Here is a 20372-nt window from a genome sequence, read left to right on the forward strand (position 1 = left end):
TCCGGGAACGCGTCGGATCCGCCATGGCCCGGCCGAGCCGGTTCATCACATCAAGGCGTGAAGCAATAGTCAGCATGTACTGAACTATACAGCAAGCGCTGATCAATCATTGGTGATCAGTGCCCCACCATTCATTGGGAGAAGAGTCGGAAGCCGCTGAATACGCAACTCAGCAACAATCGGCGCTACCAGTAATGAAGCGCGTCGCCATGCCACCACTGGGATCGCCTCACCGCAATGGCAATTGAACCTGCGAACTCGGGCTTTTTGAGACAGGTAATTTCCCGGCGTTCGTAGGCCCAGGTAGCGCCTGGAGGCCTGATCTTCCGCGCATTAATGGATATTGGCGCGCATCAGGTTTTGCAAATCCCAGAAAAAGTTTTTTCTTGCGTGTACCTGTGCGTGTACTTTGGGGTAGAAGAAACTTGTAGAGATACGACAAAGCCCCGGAAAATCGTTGATTTTCCGGGGCTATTTTTTGTCTGTGTCGGGCTGACAGGATTTGAACCTGCGACCCCTTGACCCCCAGTCAAGTGCGCTACCAAGCTGCGCCACAGCCCGTTGTCTTGCGCTTTGCGCAGGCAACTCCCCTATCTTAGCCGCATCAATGAGCCCTTCGCGAACCGGACCTCTTGCCCGTGTCGCACCCCGGGCGTACCCTGCCGGAGATGCCCACCATCACGACTGCACTCGCAAGCCCCGAGGTCTGGGATGACATCCAGCATGCGCTCAGTGGCGGCGGAGACGGCCGAAGCTGCCAGTGCGTCTGGCCGGTGCTGATGAACAAAGAGTGGCAGACCACCGACGTCGATCAGCGCACCGCGCTGTTCCAGCAGGAAGTCGCATCCGACCGCCCACCGGGGATCGTCGCCTACGTCGATGGTGAAGCCGCCGGGTGGATCCGAGTCGGTCCCCGCCCCGCGCAACGACGCCTCGGTCGCACACGCAACATCGTCGCGACCACCCGCGAACCTCTCGACGACGAGAGCGTCTGGGCGGTGAGCTGCTTCGTCGTGCGCAAAGAGCACCGCGGCCAGGGCCTGAACGCCGCTCTCCTCGCCGCGGCCATCGACTTCGCACGCGACCACCGGGCTCGAATGATCGAGGGGTACCCGATCGACACCACCCAGACGAACGTCCACGTCAACGAACTCTTCCACGGCGCGCTCTCGACTTTCCTCGCGGCTGGTTTCTCGGCCACTCCGAGCCCCAAGCCCGAACGCCCCCTCGTGACCCTCGACATCAGCTGACATCCCGCAATCTACGATGGAGGGATGCAACGCCGCGCCCCGCTGAGAACCGCCCTCCCCTGGACGTTCCTCCCCTACATCGTGATGTCGATCGTCCATGTCACCGCTCTCGCAACCGGCAGCGACGTCGCCCCTCCGACGAAACTGTGGCTGATGCCGCTGCTCGCGATCCCGGTGCTCTTCTCGCTCCGCGTGCGCCCTGCACTCGCGATCGTCCTGCTGCTCACAGCGATCGTGTTCTCGTGGCTGGGTGACGGCGCCGGCGCCTTCTTTCCCGCAGGCCCCGAGCTGCCACTGATGCTGCTGTTCTTCGGACTCGCTCACATCGCCTACATCGTGCTGTTCACCCGCGTGCTGCACGTTCGTCGCCTGCCGTGGTGGACACTCGTCTACGCCGTCTGGTGGATCGCGATGGTGATCGTGCTCGCGCCGCACACCGGCGGTCTGCTCGTCGCTGTCGCAGCATACGGCCTCGTCCTCGGCGGCACCGCCGTCTTCGCGGCACGCTGTCACCCGCTCGTCGTCGTCGGCAGCATCTTCTTCCTGATCAGCGATACCGTCCTCGCCTTCCGACTGTTCCTCGACGGGATGCCCGCCTGGACGAGCCCACTGGTCATGATCACCTACACCCTCGGTCAAGGTCTGATCATCGTCGGCGCGCTCGTCACCCTTCGCAAGCGAGACGCCCGATGACGCCAGAGCGTCCGATACCGCACCAGAACGCGCTGATGGATGCTCCGGTGCGAGTCGACAGCTGGCTGTGGGCGATCCGCGTTTACAAGACGCGCTCAGCTGCAACGACCGCATGCCGAGCAGGGCATGTACGGGTCAACGGTGAGAAGGCCAAGGCCGCCCAGACGGTGAAGCCTGGTGATGAGCTGCGTATCCGCATCAGCGGGTTCGACCGCATCCTCACCGTCCGCAAGACACTCACCAAGCGCGTCGGTGCACCCGTCGCCGCCCTCGCGTACGAGGATCGCACCCCTCCGCGTGAACCGATAGCCGCTCTCGGGCTTCGTGATCGCGGAGCAGGGCGCCCCACCAAGCGCGAGCGCCGCGATATCGACAAGCTGCGCGGCCGCGACTGAAGTTCAGAGCCGCTCGCGCAGTGCGGGCCACGCGTTCGCGAACCCCGGATGCAGCGGACGCTCGGTCACCTCATCGATCGGAACCCACTCCAGAGCAACGCTCTCCGGGTCACTGATCACTGCTTCGAACGGTGTGATCACATCGGCCACCACCGTCGTATACGACCAGATACCCAGATCGAGCACGGTCGTGAAGCTCACGCGCACCGCACCAGCGGGAATCCCGGCTTCCTCGGTGGCTTCGCGGAGCGCCCCGTCGATGGGCTCTTCACCCTCGTGCAGTGCGCCGCCGGGAAGACCCCAGGTGCCGCCGAAGTGGCTCCAGCTCACGCGGTGCTGCAGCAGGATGCCTCGCTCAGAATCCACTGCGAGCAGTCCTGCCGCACCGAAACGGCCCCAGTACCGCTCTCCTGACTCAGCCACGACCCAGGCATCTCCGGGGTCGCGGGGCCCGTCTGGGCGTCGCGGCTCATCGGGTGCGGGGGGAACAATCGTCACCGCTCCAGTTTTTCACAGCATCCGCCCTATTGGGCGACCTGCGACGCCCTCTGAAACAATAAGGGAGTGAAGCTTCTCGTCGCCGCCCTCGATTCCGAACTCATCGCCTTCCCCGAAGACCTTCCCGGCTTCGCCCGGCTGGTGACCGGCCCAGGAAAGCTCAAGGCCACCTATGCCCTGACCCGCGCGCTCGATGCAGCAACCTACGACGAGATCCTCGTCGTCGGCACCGCCGGTGCGCTCGACGAGACCATCGAGTCGGGCGTCCACGACGTGCACTGGGCTTTCCAGCACGACGTCATCAACGAAGAGGGCGTACGCGGTGAGCACGTCTCGATGCCGCAGCGCATGAGCCTCGGCGCCGGCGACATCTCGATCGCCACCGGCGACAGCTTCATCGATGACGCCGAGGCCGTCGCACTCATCCGCTCGCTCGGCGGACGCCTCGTCGACATGGAGTCCTACGCCTACGCATGGGTCGCCGCACAGTTCGGTGTGCCGATCCGCATCTGGAAGGCAGTGTCCGACCGCGCCCAGGACGATGCGAACACCACCTGGACCGAGGCCGTCACCGCGTGCAGCCATCAGCTGCGCGACCGCGTGCGCGAGGTGTACGGAGTCTAAGCGGCGAGAGCCGCCGCCCCATCGCGCAACCGTGCGGCTGCGAGTTCTTCAGCGGCCGCGAGCGGGGTGATCCCACGCTCTTCTGCATCGGCGAGGATTCGCCGTACGGTGTCACCGATCTGCGAGACGCGAGCCATGATCTCGTCGCGAGAGCCGAGCTGCTTCGCCTCGTGGTCGAGGTAGATAACGCCACCGGCGTTCACCACGAAGTCCGGCGCATACAGGATCCCGCGCGCAGCCAGCCGCTCAGCGCCCTCATGCGATGCCAGCGGGTTGTTCGCCGGCCCGCACACGGCAGCGGTGTCGAGTGCATCGATGACGTCGTCGGTCAGCAGCCCCCCGATGCCGGCCGGAACGAATACGTCTGCCGGAAGCAGGTGCTCTGTGCCGGGCTCTGCCCATGTCGCGCCGAGCTCGCCGGCGAGATGCTTGCGCTGCGGGTTCACATCGGTGACGGTGAGCACGGCACCCTCGGCAGAGAGCCGGACGGCGAGACGGCCACCCACCTGTCCGAGTCCGGAGATCGTGATGCGTCGACCGGCGACATCAGCGCTGCCGGTGGTGCGCTCCAGCACAGCGCGCAGAGACTCGTACACTCCGAGGCTTGTGGGACCCGCTGGCTCCCCTGAGCCGCCAGCGGCATCCGGAAGGCCTACGACGTGCGCGGTGCGCTCACCGACGACCGCCATGTCATCCATGGTCGATCCGACGTCTTCGGCCGTGCGGTACAGACCGCCGAATGACTCCACGACATCACCGAGGTCGAGGAAGGCATCACGGCGGCGCTCCGCGTCGAGCTCGGTGCCGGGCGCGAGGCCGATGACCGATTTTCCGCCACCCGCATCGAGACCGGCGGTCGCATTCTTGAGCGTCATCGCCGCGGAAAGCCGCAGGGCGTCGCCGAGGGCGTCACTCCAGTGCGGGTAGGTCCACAGACGCGCACCGCCCAGCGCGGAGCCGAGCACAGAGGAGTGCAGCGCGACAGCGATGAAGAGCCCGCTGCGCGTGCCTGTGGTCACCTCCACCCGCTCGTGGGAGAACTCGGGAAGGGGCAGGGTGTGCGACATTGCATCCTCTTTCGGCAGGCCTTGTGGGCAGCGATGGTGGATGCCGCAGGGTCGCAGCATCCACCATCCATTGCACCACTGAACCTGGCGCGCGGCAACTAGCGCTGGCGCTTCTCGCGCACACGCATGTTGATCACGATCGGCGTGCCGTCGAATTCGTACAGCTCGCGCAGGCGGCGCTGGATGAAACGGCGGTAGCCGGGGTCGAGGAACCCGGTCGTGAACAGCACGAACGTCGGCGGACGCGTCGAGGCCTGCGTGCCGAACAGGATGCGCGGCTGCTTGCCGCCACGCAGCGGGTGCGGATGCTCGGCGACGAGTTCGGTGAGGAACGCGTTGAACTTACCGGTGGGGATGCGACGATCCCAGTTGTCCAGAGCTGTCTCGAGTGCGGGTACCAGCTTGTCGAAGTGGCGCCCGGTCTTCGCCGAGATGTTCACTCGCGGCGCCCACGTGACGTGGGCCAGGTCCTGTTCGATCTCACGTTCGAGGTAGCGGCGACGATCCGCGTTCTCGAGGTCGACATCGTTCAGGCGATCCCACTTGTTGAACGCGAGCACGAGCGCGCGGCCCGACTCGAGCACGAGATCGATGATGCGGACATCCTGCTCGCTGATCGTCTCAGAGACATCGAGGACGACGACGGCGACTTCGGCCTTCTCGAGCGCTGCCGAGGTGCGAAGAGATGCGTAGAAGTCGGCACCCTGCTGCAGGTGCACGCGACGGCGGATGCCGGCGGTGTCGACCAGACGCCAGAGCTTGCCGCCGAGCTCGACGACCTCGTCCACCGGGTCGCGCGTGGTGCCGGCGAGGTCGTTGACGACAACGCGGTCCTCGCCTGCAGCCTTGTTCAGCAGCGACGACTTTCCGACGTTCGGGCGGCCGAGGATCGCGACGCGACGGGGTCCGCCGATCTCGTACTTCGCAACGGCCGAGATCGACGGCAGCTTCTCGAGCACGGCATCGAGCAGGTCGGCGACGCCTCGGCCGTGCACGGCCGAGGTCGGGTAGGGCTGCCCGAGACCGAGGCTCCACAGGGAAGCGATCTCGGGCTCCTGGCGTGCGTCGTCGATCTTGTTTGCGACGAGGAAGACGGGCTTGCCGCTCTTGCGCAGCAGCTTCACGACGTGCTCATCGGTGGACGTCGCGCCGACCATCGCATCGACGACGAAGAGCACGATGTCGCACAGTTCGATCGCGACCTCTGCCTGGGCTGCGACCGAGCGGTCGATGCCCTTGGCGTCGGGCTCCCACCCGCCGGTGTCGACCAGCGAGAAGCGCCGATCATTCCACTCAGCCTTGTACGTGACGCGGTCACGGGTGACACCGGGGGTGTCTTCCACGACGGCCTCACGACGACCGAGGATACGGTTCACGAGGGCGGACTTGCCGACGTTCGGGCGTCCGACGATCGCGACCACGGGCAGCGCAGGCAGGAACTCGATCCCGCCCTCGCCCTGGGTGAGACCTGCGAGCAGCGCCGCGTCGTCCTCATCGAGGTCGTAGTCGGCAAGCCCCGCGCGCAGTGCCTCCGCGCGCTGTTCGATGAGCTGCTCGTCGAGCTCGCTCAGCTTCTCGGCGAGGTGGTCAGCGCCACCCTCATATTCTTCTTCAGCGGCCATGTTCCGCTCCTTGCTTTCGGTCGATCACCGAGAGTACGGCGTCGATGGTCTGGGAAAAATCGAGTGCAGTCGAGTCGACGACTTCAACGCCTTCTGCAGCATTGAGGAAGTCCACCACTGCACTGTCCGAAGCATCGCGCTTGTGCAGCGCCTCTGCCACGGCTGCCGCGTTCTCTCCGGCGAGTTCACCGGCACGGCGGGCCGCACGCACCTCGGGTGCAGCGGTGAGGAGGATTCGCACCGGAGCATCCGGCGCGACGACGGTGGTGATGTCGCGTCCTTCGACGACAACAGCAGGAAGCGGAGAATTCGCCACCAATGAACGGAAGAAGATGTTGACCTGCTCGCGCACGGCAGGCACCCGCGCCACACCGCTGACCGCGCTCGAGACGCGCGGCTCCCGGATTGCGGCGGTGATGTCGGTATCCCCCACGGCGACCGTGCGGTCGTCGGGGTCGAGCCCGAGACGCAGGTCGAAATCGGATGCCGCAGCGATGACAGCCTCAGCATCGTCCGTGTCTGCCTGATTCTCGAGCATCAGCCATGCCAGAGCGCGATAAGCGGCACCGGTGTCGAGAAGTCCGTACCCGCGCTGACGCGCGATGGCTTTGGAGACACTGGACTTCCCCGAACCTGCCGGGCCGTCGATCGCGATGAATTTCGCCGCGCTCGGCACGGTCCTTGCATCGGTCCCTGAGCCTGTCGAATCGATCCCTGAGCCTGTCGAATCGATCCCTGAGCCTGTCGAATCGATCCCTGAGCCTGTCGAAGGGTCACTCATTGGTCGCTCCTGCAATCCGCCATCCGCGCTCCTGCAGCCCTTCCACCGCACCGAGCAGTGCAGCGGGCGCCACACTGATCTCTGCGAGGCCGAACTGCGCGCCCGGCGAATGCTCCAGGCGCAGGTCTTCCACGTTCACACCGAGTTCACCGAGTTCGCCGAACAGGCGCCCCAGTTGACCTGGGGTGTCGTCGACCATGACGACGAGCTGTTCGAACCGGCGGTTCTGGCCGTGCTTTCCTGGCAGACGCTCCACACCATCGTTGCCCTGGCGGATCGCCTCGGCCACCACGCGGCGCGCACCGGGCGCAGTCGGTTCGCGCAGAGCATCCGACACGGTCTTCAGGTCAGCGGCGAGCGCATCGAGCACGTCGACGACGGGCTGCGCATTCGCACCGAGGATCTGTACCCACAGCTCGGGAGCGGAGGCGGCGATTCGCGTGGTGTCGCGAACCCCCTGACCGGCGAGCCGGAGGGCGTCTTCATCAGCGCTCGCAAGGCGGGATGCGAGAAGGCTGGCCACGACCTGCGGCACGTGAGAGGTGAGTGCGACCGAACGGTCGTGTTCCTCAGGAGTCATCTCCAGCGGCATCGCCCCGACGTCGAGCGCGAGGTCTTCGACCAGGGCGAGATCAGCGGCACGAGTCTCTTCGTCACGACAGACGACCCATGGACGCCCGATGAAGAGGTCTGCACGTGCGGAGATCGCTCCCCCGCGCTCACGCCCGGCGAGCGGATGCGAGCCGATATAGCGCGTCGTGTCCACGCCGCGCGCGGTGAGCTCTCGGAACGGTTCGAGCTTCACGCTCGCGACATCCGTCACGACGGCATCCGGGAATCGGGTGAGTTCCGCTTCGACGACGTCGGCGGTGACATCCGGCGGCACGCAGACGACGACCAACGCCGGAGCATCATCATCGCGCGCAGCGCGACCGGCGCCGTAGTCGATCGCCAGACGCAGCTGCGCCGGTGAAGCATCCGCGAGAACGACGTCGATGCCCTTCGCGCTCAGCGCGTGGCCGATGCTCGCTCCGAGCAGACCCGCTCCAACGATTCTGACCGTCCCCGAAAGACGCGGCGCGTTGCCGTTGCCATGCGTCTTGGCGGTATCGCTCACTCGTTCTCCTGGGCGTCTCCCGGCGTAGCGTCCGCAGGGGCATCATGGCGCGCGAGAGTCAGAAGCGCACCACGTTCGATTTTACTCAGTTCGCGGGACTTCCCCGCAGGGAGCGTTCCCAGGTGGAGCGGACCGAACTGACGACGCACGAGTTCGGTGACCGGATGCTCCACCGCGGCGAGCATCCGACGCACAATCCGGTTGCGTCCGGAGTGCAGAGTCAGTTCGACCAGGCTCGCGCCCTTCGACGAATCCAACAGGCGCGCCTTGTCGGCCTTGATGAATCCGTCGTCGAGGTCGAAGCCCTTGGTGAGCTTGGCGATCGTCTGCGCCGTGACGAGACCGGTGACCTTCGCGATGTACACCTTGGTGACCCCGAACGAGGGGTGTGCGAGCACGTGTGCGAGCTCGCCGTCGTTCGTGAGGATGAGCAGACCGCTGGTCTCGGCATCCAAGCGACCGACGTTGTAGAGACGCTCCTCGTAGTCGTCGGTGAAGCGGCGCAAGTCAGGACGACCGTTCTCGTCCTTCATCGTGCTCACGACGCCAGTGGGCTTGTTGAGCATCACGTAGCGCTTGGAGACATCCAGCTGGATCGCTGTGCCATCCACGTCGACCAGGTCGTTCTCGGGGTCGATGCGACGGCCGAGTTCTTCGACGACGACGCCGTTGACTTTGATGCGTCCCTCGACGATGTACTGCTCCACCACTCGGCGGGATGCGACGCCCGCAGCGGCGAGCACCTTCTGCAAGCGGACGCCCTCTGGAGCGTCGGGCGAGATGTCGTTCATCTGATGGTTCCTTCGTCGAATCCGTCGGCACCGTCGTCGAGCAGCGGAGAGATCGGAGGCAGCTCGTCGAGCGAGTTGATACCGAGGTTCTGCAGCAGGGCGTCGGTCGTGCCGTAGTTGATGGCGCCGGTTTCTGAATCGGCGAACAGTTCTGTGATGAGGCCGCGGGCAAGCAGCGTGCGGACGACCGAGTCCACGTTCACCGCGCGGATGGATGCCACCTGACTGCGCGTGACCGGCTGCTTGTACGCGATCACGGCGAGGGTCTCGAGTGCCGCCTGTGAGAGCCGCGCAGGTGCTTGTCCGCCCACGAACTCGGCGACGAGAGCATCGTGCTCCTCGCGCACGTAGAGCCGCCAGCCCCCACCTACCTCGCGCAGTTCGAAGCCACGCCGTGGCCCATCGCCGTTGCCGTCGTACTCGTCGACCAGTCGCTCCAGGCTCTGCCTGACGGCCGGCACGGGCGCACTGACGGCTGCGGCGAGTGCGACGAGTCCCAGCGGCTCGTCGATGATGAGCAGGATGGCCTCGATCCGCTCGGTGAGCGGCGTCTCGACCACGGTCGCTGAGTTCATCGAAGTGTCATCGGTCATAATCAGCCCCCAGGCTCGCAAGCGTCTCATCCGACCAGGAGTCGGTGGCCCAGCGCAGCGTCAGCTCGCCGAGCGGTTCCAGTTGTTCGAAAGACAACGCCGCGTGCCGGTACAGCTCGAGGACCGAGATGAAGCGTGCCACGACGATCCCTGGTTCCGTTGCGCCCGCGACCAGCTCGCGGAAGGTCAGTGACTCGGAGCTGCGCAGCAGCGTCACGACGATCGCGGCCTGCTCCCTGATGCTGACCAGCGGTGCATGCAAATGATCGAGGCCGACATGGGGAAGTTCTTTGGGAGCGAAAGCGAGCAGCGCGATGGCTGCGAAATCGTCCACACTCAGCGTCCACACCAGCTCCGGTGTCTGGCGCCGGTACTTCTCGTCGAGTCGCACCGCACGAGTGTGTCGGCGATCCTCACGAACCAGGCACCGTGCGAACCAGGTGGAGACCTCTTTGAATGCCCGGTACTGCAGCAGACGGGCGAAGAGCAGGTCGCGTGCTTCGAGCAGCGCGACGGATTCGGCGTCGACGAGTTCGCCCTGAGGGAGGAGACCTGCGACCTTCATGTCCAGCAGGGTCGCCGCAACGACGAGGAACTCGGATGCCTGATCGAGCTCTTCATCATGCTCGAGCTCTTTCAGATACGCGATGAAGTCGTTCGTCACCGCGCTCAGCGAGACTTCGGTGATATCCATCTCATGCTTCGAGATGAGGTTCAGCAGCAGATCGAAGGGGCCGTCGAAGTTCGTCAGAGAGACACGGAACCCTTCGACAGGCTCAGGGACCGCTTCGACAGGCTCAGGGACCGCTTCGACAGGCTCAGGGACCGCTTCGGCAGCGTCAGTCTCAGGCGACGGCGCCACGGGCGACCAGCTCCCGAGCCAGTCGCAGGTACGCCTGGGCGGCGGCATGCTCCGGCGCGAACTCGGTGATGGGAACACCCGACACCGATGCGTCGGGGAACTTCACGGTGCGGCCGATCACGGTCTCGAGCACGTCATCGCCGAAGGCCTCGACCACGCGCTCGAGCACCTCACGCGAGTGCAGCGTGCGGGCGTCGTACATCGTCGCGAGCAGACCGTCGAGCTGGATGGCGGGGTTCAGACGATCGCGCACCTTTTCGATTGTCTCGATGAGCAGCGCCACACCGCGCAGGGCGAAGAACTCGCACTCCAGCGGCACCAGCACACCGTGGCTGGCGGTGAGCGCGTTGACGGTGAGCAGTCCGAGCGAGGGCTGGCAGTCGATGAGGATGACGTCGTACTCCCCCGCGACCTGACGCAGCACCCTGGCGAGGATCGTTTCGCGAGCGACCTCGTTGACCAGGTGCACTTCGGCAGCCGAGAGGTCGATGTTGGCGGGAAGGACGTCAAGGCCTTCAACGCCGGAGTGCACGATGACCTCGTGCACGTCGCGCTTGGTGTCCAGCAGCAGGTCGTAGATCGTGGGCACATCGTGCGTCGGGATGCCGAGGCCCGCAGAGAGCGCACCCTGCGGGTCGAAGTCGACGGCGAGCACCTTGCGCCCGTACTCGGCGAGGGCGGCCGCGAGGTTGATCGTGGTCGTCGTCTTGCCGACGCCGCCCTTCTGGTTGCACAGCGCGATGATGCGCGCTGGCCCGTGGGATTCGAGCGGTGCGGGGGTTGCGAAGCCCTGGTAGGGGCGGCCGGTGGGGCCCATGGGAGTGTCGTCGACCTTGGACTTCTTGCCCTTGGTCTTCGCCGCGTTTTGAACCACCGAGTCTCCTGCTTCCCTCATGCTTGCTCGATTCTAGCTATTCACCCGCGATTCCGCGTCTTCCCGGCTCGGCGATCCCCGATAGTCTCAGCGCGCCCGGGGATGAGAGGTCGCGTATATGTCTCGCAGCGTGTCTACCGAGACGTGCGTGTAGATCTGCGTTGTGGCCACGGACGCATGACCGAGCAGCTCCTGCACCACACGCACATCGGCCCCGCCCTGCAGCAGATGTGTGGCGAACGAGTGCCGCAGAGTATGCGGAGAGACCTCGGCGGTGATCTGCGCCCGCTCGGCGGCAGAGCGGATCACCAGCCACGCGCTCTGTCTCGACAGCGGCGCCCCGCGCGCCCCGAGGAACAGCTTGGCCGATGCTCTGCCCTTCGCCGCGAGGGCGGGTCTCACCCGCGTGAGGTAGGCATCCACAGCATCCCTCGCGAAAGAGCCGATCGGCACGATCCGCTCCTTCGACCCTTTTCCGTACAGCCGCAGAACATCGCCGTGCGCAAGGTCGTCGACGTCGAGTCCGATGGCCTCGGAGACGCGCGCACCCGTCGCGTACAGCAGTTCGAGCAGGGCCCGGTCCCTGATGCCCAGGGGCTCCTCCGCAGAAGGCGCACCCAGCAGCCGCTCCACCTGATCGATCGTGAGCGCTTTCGGCAGTCGCTGCGGCGTCTTGGGCGGCCGCAACCGGCCGGTCGGATCCTCGACTTCGATCCCCTCGCGCACGAGGAACCGGTGCAGACCGCGCACCGATGACTGCAGGCGCGCGAGGCTCGTAGCCGCCGGTATCGGCACGACAGCCGAGCGGTCAGCGATGAACCGGCCGATGATCGCACCGCTCACCGCTACGGTGTCGTCGATTCCGGCATCGGTCAGCCAGGCTTGGTAGACGGAGAGATCGCGACGGTACGCACCGACAGTGTGCTCGGAGAGGCCGCGCTCGATCGTGATGTGGCGCAGATACGCGTCGATCGCACGGTCCACCCGCATGACTACTGCCGCAGGGTCCGCTCGGACGCCAGGACGCCGATAGTCAGGATACCGTTGCGGAGCCGCCCATCAAGGACCGCGTCGACGGCGTCGGAGAGCGGCACCCACTCCATACGGATGTCGGCCTCTTCGCCCTCGCGTTCGTAGGTCTCCGGCGCCGCCTCGATCCCGGTCGCGAGATAGATGCGGATGAGCTCGCTGTTGCCGCCGGGAGTGGTCCAGCTCGACGTCAGCAGCCGCCAGTCGCGCGCGACGAAGTCGGTCTCCTCTGCGAGCTCACGCTGCGCCGCGATCAGCGGGTCTTCTCCTTCGATATCGAGAAGCCCTGCGGGCAGCTCCCAATCACGGTGGCGAATCGGATGCCGGTACTGCTGAATCAGCAGCACTCGCCCCGCATCGTCGAGAGCGAGCACCGCCACGGCACCGGTGTGCGCGACATACTCGCGAGTGATCTCGCCATCGCCATACGCAACACGGTCAGAGCGGACGTCCCACACCCGGCCCTTGTAGACCAGGTCGCTCTGCAGAACCTCCGGTTCGAAGGGCTCGTCGCGGAGCCCTTCGACAGGCTCAGGGACCGAGGCCTCAGTCATCTTCTTCGACGTCGAACAGCTCGCTGGAGCGGTGCCGTTCGATCGCCGCGCCGATGAGACCGCGGAAAAGCGGGTGCGGATCGGTCGGACGCGAGCGCAGTTCAGGGTGCGCCTGGGTCGCGATGTAGTACGGGTGAACGTCGCGCGGCAGCTCGACGAACTCGACGAGGTCGAGCTCGGGGTTCAGTCCCGAGAACACCAGACCGGCTTCCGCAAGACGTGCACGGTAGGCGTTGTTGACCTCGTACCGGTGACGGTGGCGCTCGGAGATCTCGGTGCTGCCGTAGACCTCTGCGGCGAGCGAGCCCTCAACGAGAGCTGCCTTGTAGAGACCAAGGCGCATGGTGCCGCCGAGGTCGCCGCCCTCGAGAATGTCAACCTGCTCTGCCATCGTCGCGATGACGGGCTCGGACGTCTCCGGGTCGAACTCGCTGGAGGAAGCCTCCGCGATGCCCGCCATGTTGCGGCCGTACTCGATGACCATGCACTGCAGGCCGAGGCAGAGACCGAGCGTGGGAATGCCCTGTTCGCGGGCGAACTTCAGCGCACCGAGCTTTCCTTCGATGCCGCGGATGCCGAAGCCGCCGGGAACACAGATTCCATCGAGATCGCCGAGAGCCTTGGCCGCGCCCTCCGGCGTTTCGCACGAGTCCGAGGGAATCCAGCGGATGCTGACGTGAGCCTCGTGCGCGAATCCACCGGCGCGGAGCGCCTCGGTCACCGACAGGTACGCGTCCGGCAGGTCGATGTACTTGCCGACCAGGCCGATCGTGACCTCGTGCTTGGGGTTGTGGACCGCCTGCAGCACCTTCTGCCAGCGGGACCAGTCGACCTCGGACGCGGCCTTCACATCGAGACCGAGTCTGCGGACGATGTAGGAGTCGAGCCCCTGATCGTTCAGCGTCGAGGGGATGTCGTAGATGCTCGGCAGGTCGACGGTGTTGATGACGCCTTCTGCGTCGACGTCGCACATCAGAGCGATCTTGCTGCGGTTGGATTCGCTCACCGGACGATCGCTGCGCAGCACGAGTGCATCGGGTTGGATACCGACCTGGCGCAGGGCTGCGACCGAGTGCTGAGTGGGCTTGGTCTTCTGCTCACCGGAGGCGCCCATGAACGGCACGAGCGAAACGTGCACGAAGAACACACTGTCGCGTCCGAGCTCATGACGCAGCTGGCGCGCGGCTTCGAGGAACGGCTGCGATTCGATGTCGCCGACAGTGCCGCCGACCTCGGTGATGATGACGTCGGGTCGCGGCTCTTCAGTGGCCTGCAAGCGCATGCGGCGCTTGATCTCGTCGGTGATGTGCGGGATGACCTGCACGGTGTCGCCCAAGTACTCGCCGCGGCGCTCCTTCGCGATCACCTGGGAGTAGATCTGACCGGTGGTGACGTTGGCGGCCTGCGACAGATTGATGTCGAGGAAGCGCTCGTAGTGTCCGATGTCGAGGTCGGTCTCTGCACCATCGTCGGTGACGAAGACTTCACCGTGCTGGAACGGGTTCATCGTGCCCGGATCCACGTTCAGATAGGGATCGAGCTTCTGCATGACCACACGCAGTCCGCGCGCTGTGAGCAGGTTGCCGAGGCTTGCTGCCGTCAGGCCCTTGCCCAACGAAGAAACGACACCACCTGTCACAAAGATGTGTTTGGTCGTGTCGTTTTCGGGCCCCGCAGCAGAAGAGTTCATCACGGGCTTCAATCCTAACAGTTAGCCGGGGCCGCGAGACTGAGAAGTTCTCGGGCGTGGGTGAGAGCGGCATCAGAATCAGTGAGTCCCGACAGTAGCCGCGCCATCTCCGCCTCGCGTTCGGTCCCCTCCAGACGTCGCACATTCGACGCGGTGACCGCGCCGTCGTTGGATTTCACAACGGAAAGATGGTTCGACGCGAACGCGGCGACCTGAGCCAAGTGGGTCACTGCGATCACCTGCGATGACTCTGCGAGCCGGGCGAGTCGCCGCCCGACCTCGATCGCGGCGGCACCGCCGATCCCGGCGTCGACCTCGTCGAACACGAACGTCGGAACAGGATCAGTGCCGGCGATCACGACTTCGATCGCGAGCATCACTCGCGAGAGCTCACCGCCTGACGCGCTCTTCGCGACTGATCGTGGTTCAGCCCCAGGGTGGGGGGCGAGAAGGATTGCGACATCGTCACGACCGTGCGTGCTCTCTGCGCCCTCGCGCACAGCAACCTCGAGCCGGGCATCCGGCATCGCCAGCGCGTGAAGCTCTTCTGTGACCTCTGCGCCCAGTCGGACTGCGGCTTCGGTTCGCGCGGCGGTGAGAGCGGCGGCCGCCATGTCAAGATCGGCACGCGCGGCATCGCGCTCAGCCTGCAGCCGTTCGAGTCGATCGCCATCGTCGTCGAGTTCGGCAAGACGGGTGGATCCCGTGCGCCAGACCTCGCGCGCCTCATCCAAAGACCCATGCGCGCGAGCGAGCGCCGTCAGCGCCGCACGACGCTCTTCGACCGCGGCGAGTTCGTGGGGGCCGGTCTCATCGAGGTCTGCGAGGTAGGCCGACAGCTGCAGGGCAAGATCGGCGAGGCGGTAGCCGACATCAGCCACGCCCTCCGCGATGCTCGAAAGCTCTGAATCTGTCGCACGCTCGAGCTCGCGCTTCGCTTCGGCGACAAGTGCCGAAGCATCCGTCTCGCCTTCTTCGCTCGAGATCGCATTGCGAGCAGCGGATGCCGCCAGGCGCAGCTCTTCTGCATTCGCGAGCCGCTCGGCGCGCGCGGCGAGAACGACGTCCTCGCCCTCCTCTGGGCCTGTCGCCTCGATCAGCGCGAGCGCTTCGCGCAGGCGAGCAGCTTCCTCGGCGCGTCGGTCTCGGTTCTCCGAGAGGTCAGCGATCTCGGCATCCAACTCACGCCATCGCGCGAACGACGCCGCGTAGCTCTCGTGCGCCGTCGAGATCGGCGCGCCGCCGAAGCGATCCAGCGCGTCGCGCTGAGCGGCCGACGAGCGCAATCGCAGCTGCTCGGATTGCCCATGCACCACCACCAGCTCATCGGCCAGCGCAGAGAGCACTCCGGCTGGGGCCGCGCGACCTCCGACGCTTGCGCGGCTGCGGCCCTCGGCGCTGAGGCTGCGCGAGACATAGAGCTCGCCCTGCGCCTTCTCACCCTCTGCCGTGTCGAGGGCTTCGAGCTCTCCCCCGGCGTCAGCGACGATATCGGCGACGCTGCCTTCAGCGGGGACGATCCAGACTCCGGCGACCGACGCCTGCTTCGCGCCAGCGCGCACCGCACCGGAATCAGCACGTTGGCCGAGCAGCAATCCGAGCCCGGTGACGACCATGGTCTTTCCCGCGCCGGTCTCGCCGGTGATCGCGGTGAAACCTGGGCCGAGCGGGAGCATGGCGTCGTCGATGACGCCGAGCCCCTGCATCCGCATCTCTTCGATCACGTGGCCGCTCCACGCCAGCCCGCCACAGGCAGCTGGAGCTTACGCACGAGGCGGTCAGTGAATGCGGCGGGGTGAAGTCGCGCGAGACGCACCGGTCGCGATGAGCGCCGTACGACTACGCGCGCACCCGGTGGAAGATCATGCGAGCGACGCCCGTCGCACCAGAGGATGCCGGTGCCGCTCGTCCGCTCGAGCACTTCGATCGCAACCGAGGCATCCGGGCTGACGACAATGGGGCGTGCGAACAGCGCATGAGCCGAGAGCGGAACCACGGCGATGGCCTCGACAGTGGGCCAGATGACCGGTCCTCCCGCCGAGAAGTTGTAGGCGGTCGAACCGGTCGGGGTGGAGATGACCATTCCATCGCAGCCGTAACTCGACAGCGGACGGCCATCGATCTCGACGACGACCTCGATCATGCGCTCACGACTCGCCTTCTCGACGGTCGCCTCGTTCAGCGCCCAGGTTTCGAAGACGACGTCGCCGAGGGCATCCTTGACGCGCACAGCGAGAGCGAGGCGCTCCTCGACGGCATAATCACGTGCGATGACGCGCTCGACAGCATCGACCATGGCGTCGCGTTCGATCTCGGCGAGGAATCCGACGTGCCCCATATTGATGCCGAGCACGGGAGCGCTGTGGGTGCCGCGGACGAGCTCGGCGGCACGCAGGATCGTCCCGTCTCCACCCAGCACGATCGCGAGTTCGAGATCGTCGACGCCGATGTCTTCGCCCAGCGCATCGACAGTGGAGAATTCTGCGTCGACGGCAGACAGTTCAGCTCGGTCTTCTACCGCGAGGACCGGCCTCGCGCCGGCTGCCCGGAGCAGTTCGATGACGCGGCGGGCTGCAGTGACGGTGTCGTCTCGGCCCGCGTGAGCGACGACCAGGATGTTGCGCTCGTTCATCGTCCTCCTGCCAGCTCGTTGATGCGTCCTGTCCATTGTGACGGATCACTCCCCCGTCCGGGGCCCACGTGGACGAGGAACTCCGCATTCCCGTGCGTTCCGAGGATGGGTGACGCGGTGATCCCGAGCATCCCCAGTCCCGCATCCCACGCGTTCCATACGACGCGCGAGACGGCGTCCGCGCGGGTCGCGGGGTCTGTCACCAGGCCGCCTCTGACTGCGGTGCGTCCGACTTCGAATTGCGGCTTCACCAGCAGCACGATGTCGGCATCGGATGCTGCGACAGCAGCGACCGCCGGAAGGATCAGCTCGAGGGAGATGAAAGACAGGTCACCGACGATGAGCTCCGGCGCCGCCGACTCCGCGGTAGCCTCGCTGAGGTTCTGCGGCGTCATGTACCGGACGTTGAATCCTTCGACGCTCACGACCCCTGGGTCATCCGCGACGGAAGGTGCGATCTGCCCGTGCCCGACGTCGACCGCCAGCACTTTTCGAGCCCCTCGTTCGCGGAGCACCTGGGTGAATCCACCGGTGGATGCTCCCATGTCGAGCGCGAGCCGCCCGGTCACCGGAACCGCGAAGGCGTCGAGTGCCGCAACAAGCTTGTGAGCGCCCCGACTGACGTAGTGATCGGTCTCGGCGACGGTGATCTCTGCGTCGTCAGAGACCGCCGTCGACGCCTTGACGATCGGGTGGCCATCGACGCGCACGAGGCCGGCCGCAATCAAGGTGCTTGCCTGGGTGCGCGAACGCGCCAGCCCGCGCAGTGCAAGGGCGGCGTCGAGACGAGTCATCGGTGCCCTGACGGAGACTTCATGGAGTCGAGCCGCGCGCCGCTCTCCAAGCGGCGGAACAGCTCATCGTGAACCGTGGCGTAGGCGTCGGCGCGCGCGGCCAAGGGCTGCCCCTCGATCAGACGCAGGCGGCTCCACAGTCCGTCAGTCGGCTGCGTATCAGTGTCGTCGCTCACAGTCCCACTTTACGTCGAGGTACCGACATGCTCGGGAGGGCGCACGCAGAAGAGTGCTCAGGGACGGTGGAACGGGTCCTCGAACAGCTTCTCGGGAACGTTCAGCACGAAGACCGGTGTTCCGGACTCCCAGATTGCGGTTGCACCCGCGCGGACGAGGTCGATCTGGCGCGTTCCCTCGGCGAGGATCTCCACATCGCCACCGATGACACGAACGGATGCGCCGTTGACCGTGACCGCGCCGTTCTTGCGCTGCACCTGCGGGTATGGTTCATGCAGCTCACGCAGATCGCTGAGAATGTACGTGGGACGCGAGCCTTCCGGTGCAGCGAGAACGTGCTTCGGTCGATCGATCCCGGTGAGCACGAGGGCTGACTCGATGCCGACTCGGGCGGCGCCGAGGATGTCCGTGTCGAGACGGTCGCCGATGAAGAGCGACTTATTCGCGCCGAAGCGCGCCATCGCCTCTTCGAAGATGGGCACCTCGGGCTTACCCGCAACAGTCGCCAAACGCCCGATCGCAGTGTGGACCGCTGACACCAGCGTTCCGTTGCCGGGCGCCACTCCCCGCTCACGCGGGATCGTCCAGTCCGTGTTCGTGGCGATCCAGGGAATGCCGCCCTCGTCCTCGGGCAGCTTGAGCGCGAAGGCCGCCTCAGCAAGATCCGTCCAGGCGATGTCGGGCGAGAAGCCCTGCACCACGGCATCCGGGGCATCATCCGCGCTGCGCGTGACGCGATAGCCGGCTTTCTCTGCCTCGACGACCAGGCCTTCGCCCCCAATGATGAGGAGTGTGGCGGGCGCAGGAACAAGAGACGCGAGCAAGCGCATTGCCGCCTGTGGGCTCGTGACGACCTCATGGGGCGCCACCGAAAGACCGAGCTCCGTCAGGTGTGACGCGACGGATGCGTCGGTGCGCGACGCGTTGTTGGTGATGTACCCGACCCGGCGGGTCTGCGCGGCGAGGTTGAGACTGTCCACCGCATGCGGCAGCGCACCGGGACCGGCGTAAACAACGCCGTCAAGGTCAGCGAGGACGACATCAACGCCGTCCAGCGGAGTCGCCCGTGCTTTGGAGAAGAGTCCCACTCAGTCGTCCTGTTCTTCGACCAGACCATCTTCGACGACGATCTCGTCCTCGTCGTCATCGCCCATTCCCAGAGCGTCGGCTGCGACTTCAGCGCGCTCTGCCCAGTACGCCGCCTCGTCTTCGCGTCCGAGGTCCTCGAGGACAGCAGCGTGTGCACCGAACAGCGCCGGGCTCCACTCGAAGGCGCGGTTCGGGTCAAGCTCAGGGATCTGCAGCTCGCCGAGTGCGAGCTCGAGCTCGCCGAGATCGAGGCGCGCACCCGACATCGCGATCGCAAGCGCAACCCGGACCGGAGCGGAAAGCGCAGCACGATCGACGGCACGACCCGTTTCGAGCGCGCGGTCAGGCCGGCCTACCCCGCGCTCGCTGTCGACCATGAGGGCGATTTGGTCGTCCTTGCCCGAGATACGGCGGTAGGTGCGGAGTTCACGAAGCGCGAGAGCGAAGTCGCCCGTTGCGTACGCCGTGATACCGAGTGTTTCGCGCACGAGCGCGATGCGGCCTGCGCGACGGGATGCCGCAAGAGCATGCTCATGCGCAAGAGCAGGATCCTCATCGATGAGGCGCGAGGCCATTGCGAGGTGACGCGCAACCTCTTCTGCGTTCTCCTTGCTCAGAGTCTTCAGCTCGTTGCGCGCAGGACCCGCAAGGTCTCTGCCGGTGACATCGTCAGGAATCGCCGGGTCGTTGAAGCGCGGACGGTCATCGGCCTGCCGATCAGGCCGTTCGCGACCTGTACCGCCGCGCTGGGGGAATCCACGCCCGCCCGTCGAGTTCCGAGTGTCGGTGCGGCGGTCGCTATCGCGGCGAGGTGCGGCACCGTCACGACGAGGAGCTGCGCCATCACGTCTCTGGTAACCACCTTCACGACGGTCACCATCGCGGCGCGGTGCCGCACCATCACGCCTTTGGTAACCACCTTCACGGCGTTCACCATCACGACGCGGTGCGCCGTCGCGGCGAGGAGCCGCACCATCACGACGAGGAGCATCGGACCTGCCAGCGGAGGGCGAGCGATCGGCGCGCGGACGACGGGGCGCATCGCGACGGTCATTTGAATCGTCCTCGCGCCGCGGGCGGCGCTCATCCTCGTTCGACATGTCCTGATTCTCTCGCTCTGTTTTGTTAACGCAAAATGGCCACCCGAGGGTGGCCATTTTGTCTAAAAGGAGTTCGGCGGTGTCCTACTCTCCCACAGGGTCCCCCCTGCAGTACCATCGGCGCTGTGAGGCTTAGCTTC

At 65.8% G+C, this 20372-nt stretch carries 22 protein-coding genes, 1 tRNA gene and 2 pseudogenes; 4 read left to right on the plus strand and 21 right to left on the minus strand.

Translation table 11 applies throughout. The features are described 5' to 3' along the window. Both ACN0RC_RS14195 and ACN0RC_RS14200 read right to left on the minus strand, forming a co-directional pair. A pseudogene (locus ACN0RC_RS14195) lies at window positions 1-76 on the minus strand (ArsR family transcriptional regulator); the annotation flags it as partial. A gap of 411 nt (window positions 77-487) precedes the next feature. Beyond that, a tRNA-Pro gene (locus ACN0RC_RS14200) sits at window positions 488-561 on the minus strand. 107 nt (window positions 562-668) lie between these two features. Here ACN0RC_RS14200 and ACN0RC_RS14205 point away from each other — a divergent pair. From ACN0RC_RS14205 to ACN0RC_RS14215, 3 genes are read left to right on the plus strand one after another with little or no spacing between them, the layout of a single operon-like run. Further along, complete coding sequence (locus ACN0RC_RS14205) at window positions 669-1250, plus strand: GNAT family N-acetyltransferase (RefSeq protein WP_417512555.1); 582 nt, start codon at window positions 669-671, stop codon at window positions 1248-1250. Between the two features lie 24 nt (window positions 1251-1274). Then, the gene (locus ACN0RC_RS14210) at window positions 1275-1943 is read left to right on the plus strand and encodes a lysoplasmalogenase family protein (protein WP_417512556.1); all 669 of its coding nucleotides are present in this window, start codon (window positions 1275-1277) and stop codon (window positions 1941-1943) included. A gap of 35 nt (window positions 1944-1978) precedes the next feature. Continuing rightward, window positions 1979-2338: an RNA-binding S4 domain-containing protein gene (locus ACN0RC_RS14215; protein ID WP_417512574.1), complete on the plus strand. Its 360-nt coding sequence runs from the start codon at window positions 1979-1981 to the stop codon at window positions 2336-2338. Between the two features lie 6 nt (window positions 2339-2344). Here ACN0RC_RS14215 and ACN0RC_RS14220 read toward each other — a convergent pair. Beyond that, window positions 2345-2836 (minus strand): annotated as a pseudogene (locus ACN0RC_RS14220) (NUDIX domain-containing protein); the annotation flags it as partial. A 66-nt stretch (window positions 2837-2902) separates the two neighbouring features. On the opposite strand from ACN0RC_RS14220, the gene ACN0RC_RS14225 reads away from it, so the two are divergent. Further along, complete coding sequence (locus ACN0RC_RS14225; protein WP_417512557.1) at window positions 2903-3460, plus strand: nucleoside phosphorylase; 558 nt, start codon at window positions 2903-2905, stop codon at window positions 3458-3460. Here the strand turns inward: ACN0RC_RS14225 and ACN0RC_RS14230 are convergent. From ACN0RC_RS14230 to ACN0RC_RS14315, 18 genes are all read right to left on the minus strand, one after another. Continuing rightward, complete coding sequence (locus ACN0RC_RS14230) at window positions 3457-4527, minus strand: Glu/Leu/Phe/Val dehydrogenase dimerization domain-containing protein (protein ID WP_417512558.1); 1071 nt, start codon at window positions 4525-4527, stop codon at window positions 3457-3459. The genes ACN0RC_RS14225 and ACN0RC_RS14230 overlap by 4 nt on opposite strands. Window positions 4528-4625: 98 nt before the next feature. Further along, window positions 4626-6149 (minus strand): ribosome biogenesis GTPase Der, encoded by a 1524-nt coding sequence (gene der, locus ACN0RC_RS14235; protein WP_417512559.1) that lies wholly within the window; start codon window positions 6147-6149, stop codon window positions 4626-4628. Next, complete coding sequence (gene cmk / locus ACN0RC_RS14240) at window positions 6139-6930, minus strand: (d)CMP kinase (protein ID WP_417512560.1); 792 nt, start codon at window positions 6928-6930, stop codon at window positions 6139-6141. Before cmk ends, der begins: the two co-directional genes overlap by 11 nt. Next, window positions 6923-8047, minus strand: a complete 1125-nt coding sequence (locus ACN0RC_RS14245) for a prephenate dehydrogenase (RefSeq protein WP_417512561.1) — start codon at window positions 8045-8047, stop codon at window positions 6923-6925. The genes cmk and ACN0RC_RS14245 overlap by 8 nt, the downstream gene beginning before the upstream one ends. Continuing rightward, window positions 8044-8838 carry a pseudouridine synthase gene (locus ACN0RC_RS14250; protein WP_417512562.1) on the minus strand — a complete coding sequence of 265 codons (795 nt, stop codon included), beginning with the start codon at window positions 8836-8838 and terminating at the stop codon, window positions 8044-8046. Before ACN0RC_RS14250 ends, ACN0RC_RS14245 begins: the two co-directional genes overlap by 4 nt. Then, the gene (gene scpB / locus ACN0RC_RS14255) at window positions 8835-9431 is read right to left on the minus strand and encodes an SMC-Scp complex subunit ScpB (RefSeq protein WP_417512563.1); all 597 of its coding nucleotides are present in this window, start codon (window positions 9429-9431) and stop codon (window positions 8835-8837) included. The genes ACN0RC_RS14250 and scpB overlap by 4 nt, the downstream gene beginning before the upstream one ends. Beyond that, the gene (locus ACN0RC_RS14260; protein ID WP_417512564.1) at window positions 9421-10293 is read right to left on the minus strand and encodes a segregation and condensation protein A; all 873 of its coding nucleotides are present in this window, start codon (window positions 10291-10293) and stop codon (window positions 9421-9423) included. The genes scpB and ACN0RC_RS14260 overlap by 11 nt, the downstream gene beginning before the upstream one ends. Continuing rightward, on the minus strand, window positions 10277-11110 hold the full coding sequence (locus ACN0RC_RS14265; RefSeq protein ID WP_417512575.1) for a ParA family protein: 834 nt from the start codon (window positions 11108-11110) through the stop codon (window positions 10277-10279). The genes ACN0RC_RS14260 and ACN0RC_RS14265 overlap by 17 nt, the downstream gene beginning before the upstream one ends. A 144-nt stretch (window positions 11111-11254) precedes the next feature. Continuing rightward, window positions 11255-12157, minus strand: coding sequence for a site-specific tyrosine recombinase XerD (gene xerD / locus ACN0RC_RS14270; RefSeq protein ID WP_417512565.1), 903 nt, complete (start codon window positions 12155-12157; stop codon window positions 11255-11257). A 2-nt stretch (window positions 12158-12159) separates the two neighbouring features. Further along, window positions 12160-12750 carry an NUDIX domain-containing protein gene (locus ACN0RC_RS14275; protein ID WP_417512566.1) on the minus strand — a complete coding sequence of 197 codons (591 nt, stop codon included), beginning with the start codon at window positions 12748-12750 and terminating at the stop codon, window positions 12160-12162. Beyond that, entirely contained in the window at window positions 12743-14440 is a 1698-nt protein-coding gene (locus tag ACN0RC_RS14280; RefSeq protein ID WP_417512576.1) for a CTP synthase, read from the minus strand. The genes ACN0RC_RS14275 and ACN0RC_RS14280 overlap by 8 nt, the downstream gene beginning before the upstream one ends. A 14-nt stretch (window positions 14441-14454) precedes the next feature. Next, window positions 14455-16164, minus strand: a complete 1710-nt coding sequence (recN, locus tag ACN0RC_RS14285; RefSeq protein WP_417512567.1) for a DNA repair protein RecN — start codon at window positions 16162-16164, stop codon at window positions 14455-14457. Continuing rightward, window positions 16161-17072, minus strand: coding sequence for an NAD kinase (locus ACN0RC_RS14290; RefSeq protein ID WP_417512568.1), 912 nt, complete (start codon window positions 17070-17072; stop codon window positions 16161-16163). The genes recN and ACN0RC_RS14290 overlap by 4 nt, the downstream gene beginning before the upstream one ends. Then, window positions 17069-17866 (minus strand): TlyA family RNA methyltransferase, encoded by a 798-nt coding sequence (locus tag ACN0RC_RS14295; protein ID WP_417512569.1) that lies wholly within the window; start codon window positions 17864-17866, stop codon window positions 17069-17071. The genes ACN0RC_RS14290 and ACN0RC_RS14295 overlap by 4 nt, the downstream gene beginning before the upstream one ends. Further along, window positions 17863-18042: a hypothetical protein gene (locus ACN0RC_RS14300; RefSeq protein ID WP_417512570.1), complete on the minus strand. Its 180-nt coding sequence runs from the start codon at window positions 18040-18042 to the stop codon at window positions 17863-17865. Before ACN0RC_RS14300 ends, ACN0RC_RS14295 begins: the two co-directional genes overlap by 4 nt. Window positions 18043-18099: 57 nt before the next feature. Beyond that, complete coding sequence (locus ACN0RC_RS14305; RefSeq protein ID WP_417512571.1) at window positions 18100-19131, minus strand: HAD-IIA family hydrolase; 1032 nt, start codon at window positions 19129-19131, stop codon at window positions 18100-18102. Beyond that, complete coding sequence (locus ACN0RC_RS14310) at window positions 19132-19707, minus strand: hypothetical protein (RefSeq protein ID WP_417512572.1); 576 nt, start codon at window positions 19705-19707, stop codon at window positions 19132-19134. Window positions 19708-19754: 47 nt separating this feature from the next. Then, the gene (locus tag ACN0RC_RS14315) at window positions 19755-20123 is read right to left on the minus strand and encodes a hypothetical protein (RefSeq protein ID WP_417512573.1); all 369 of its coding nucleotides are present in this window, start codon (window positions 20121-20123) and stop codon (window positions 19755-19757) included. Window positions 20124-20372 lie beyond the last annotated feature (249 nt).

The organism is Microbacterium sp., assembly GCF_048259935.1.
Classification (GTDB): Bacteria; Actinomycetota; Actinomycetes; order Actinomycetales; family Microbacteriaceae; genus Microbacterium.

Coding starts and splice junctions, on each gene's coding strand:
- ACN0RC_RS14315 (WP_417512573.1), bottom strand. CDS start 20,123: ATGCTCCTCGTCGTGATGGTGCGGCTCCTCGCCGCGACGGCGCACCGC.
- ACN0RC_RS14205 (WP_417512555.1), top strand. CDS start 669: ATGCCCACCATCACGACTGCACTCGCAAGCCCCGAGGTCTGGGATGAC.
- ACN0RC_RS14265 (WP_417512575.1), bottom strand. CDS start 11,110: ATGGGCCCCACCGGCCGCCCCTACCAGGGCTTCGCAACCCCCGCACCG.
- ACN0RC_RS14290 (WP_417512568.1), bottom strand. CDS start 17,072: ATGAACGAGCGCAACATCCTGGTCGTCGCTCACGCGGGCCGAGACGAC.
- ACN0RC_RS14295 (WP_417512569.1), bottom strand. CDS start 17,866: ATGACTCGTCTCGACGCCGCCCTTGCACTGCGCGGGCTGGCGCGTTCG.
- xerD (WP_417512565.1), bottom strand. CDS start 12,157: ATGCGGGTGGACCGTGCGATCGACGCGTATCTGCGCCACATCACGATC.
- ACN0RC_RS14310 (WP_417512572.1), bottom strand. CDS start 19,707: ATGGCCTCGCGCCTCATCGATGAGGATCCTGCTCTTGCGCATGAGCAT.
- cmk (WP_417512560.1), bottom strand. CDS start 6,930: ATGAGTGACCCTTCGACAGGCTCAGGGATCGATTCGACAGGCTCAGGG.
- ACN0RC_RS14210 (WP_417512556.1), top strand. CDS start 1,275: ATGCAACGCCGCGCCCCGCTGAGAACCGCCCTCCCCTGGACGTTCCTC.
- ACN0RC_RS14230 (WP_417512558.1), bottom strand. CDS start 4,527: ATGTCGCACACCCTGCCCCTTCCCGAGTTCTCCCACGAGCGGGTGGAG.
- scpB (WP_417512563.1), bottom strand. CDS start 9,431: ATGACCGATGACACTTCGATGAACTCAGCGACCGTGGTCGAGACGCCG.
- der (WP_417512559.1), bottom strand. CDS start 6,149: ATGGCCGCTGAAGAAGAATATGAGGGTGGCGCTGACCACCTCGCCGAG.
- ACN0RC_RS14280 (WP_417512576.1), bottom strand. CDS start 14,440: ATGAACTCTTCTGCTGCGGGGCCCGAAAACGACACGACCAAACACATC.
- ACN0RC_RS14275 (WP_417512566.1), bottom strand. CDS start 12,750: ATGACTGAGGCCTCGGTCCCTGAGCCTGTCGAAGGGCTCCGCGACGAG.
- ACN0RC_RS14215 (WP_417512574.1), top strand. CDS start 1,979: ATGGATGCTCCGGTGCGAGTCGACAGCTGGCTGTGGGCGATCCGCGTT.
- ACN0RC_RS14250 (WP_417512562.1), bottom strand. CDS start 8,838: ATGAACGACATCTCGCCCGACGCTCCAGAGGGCGTCCGCTTGCAGAAG.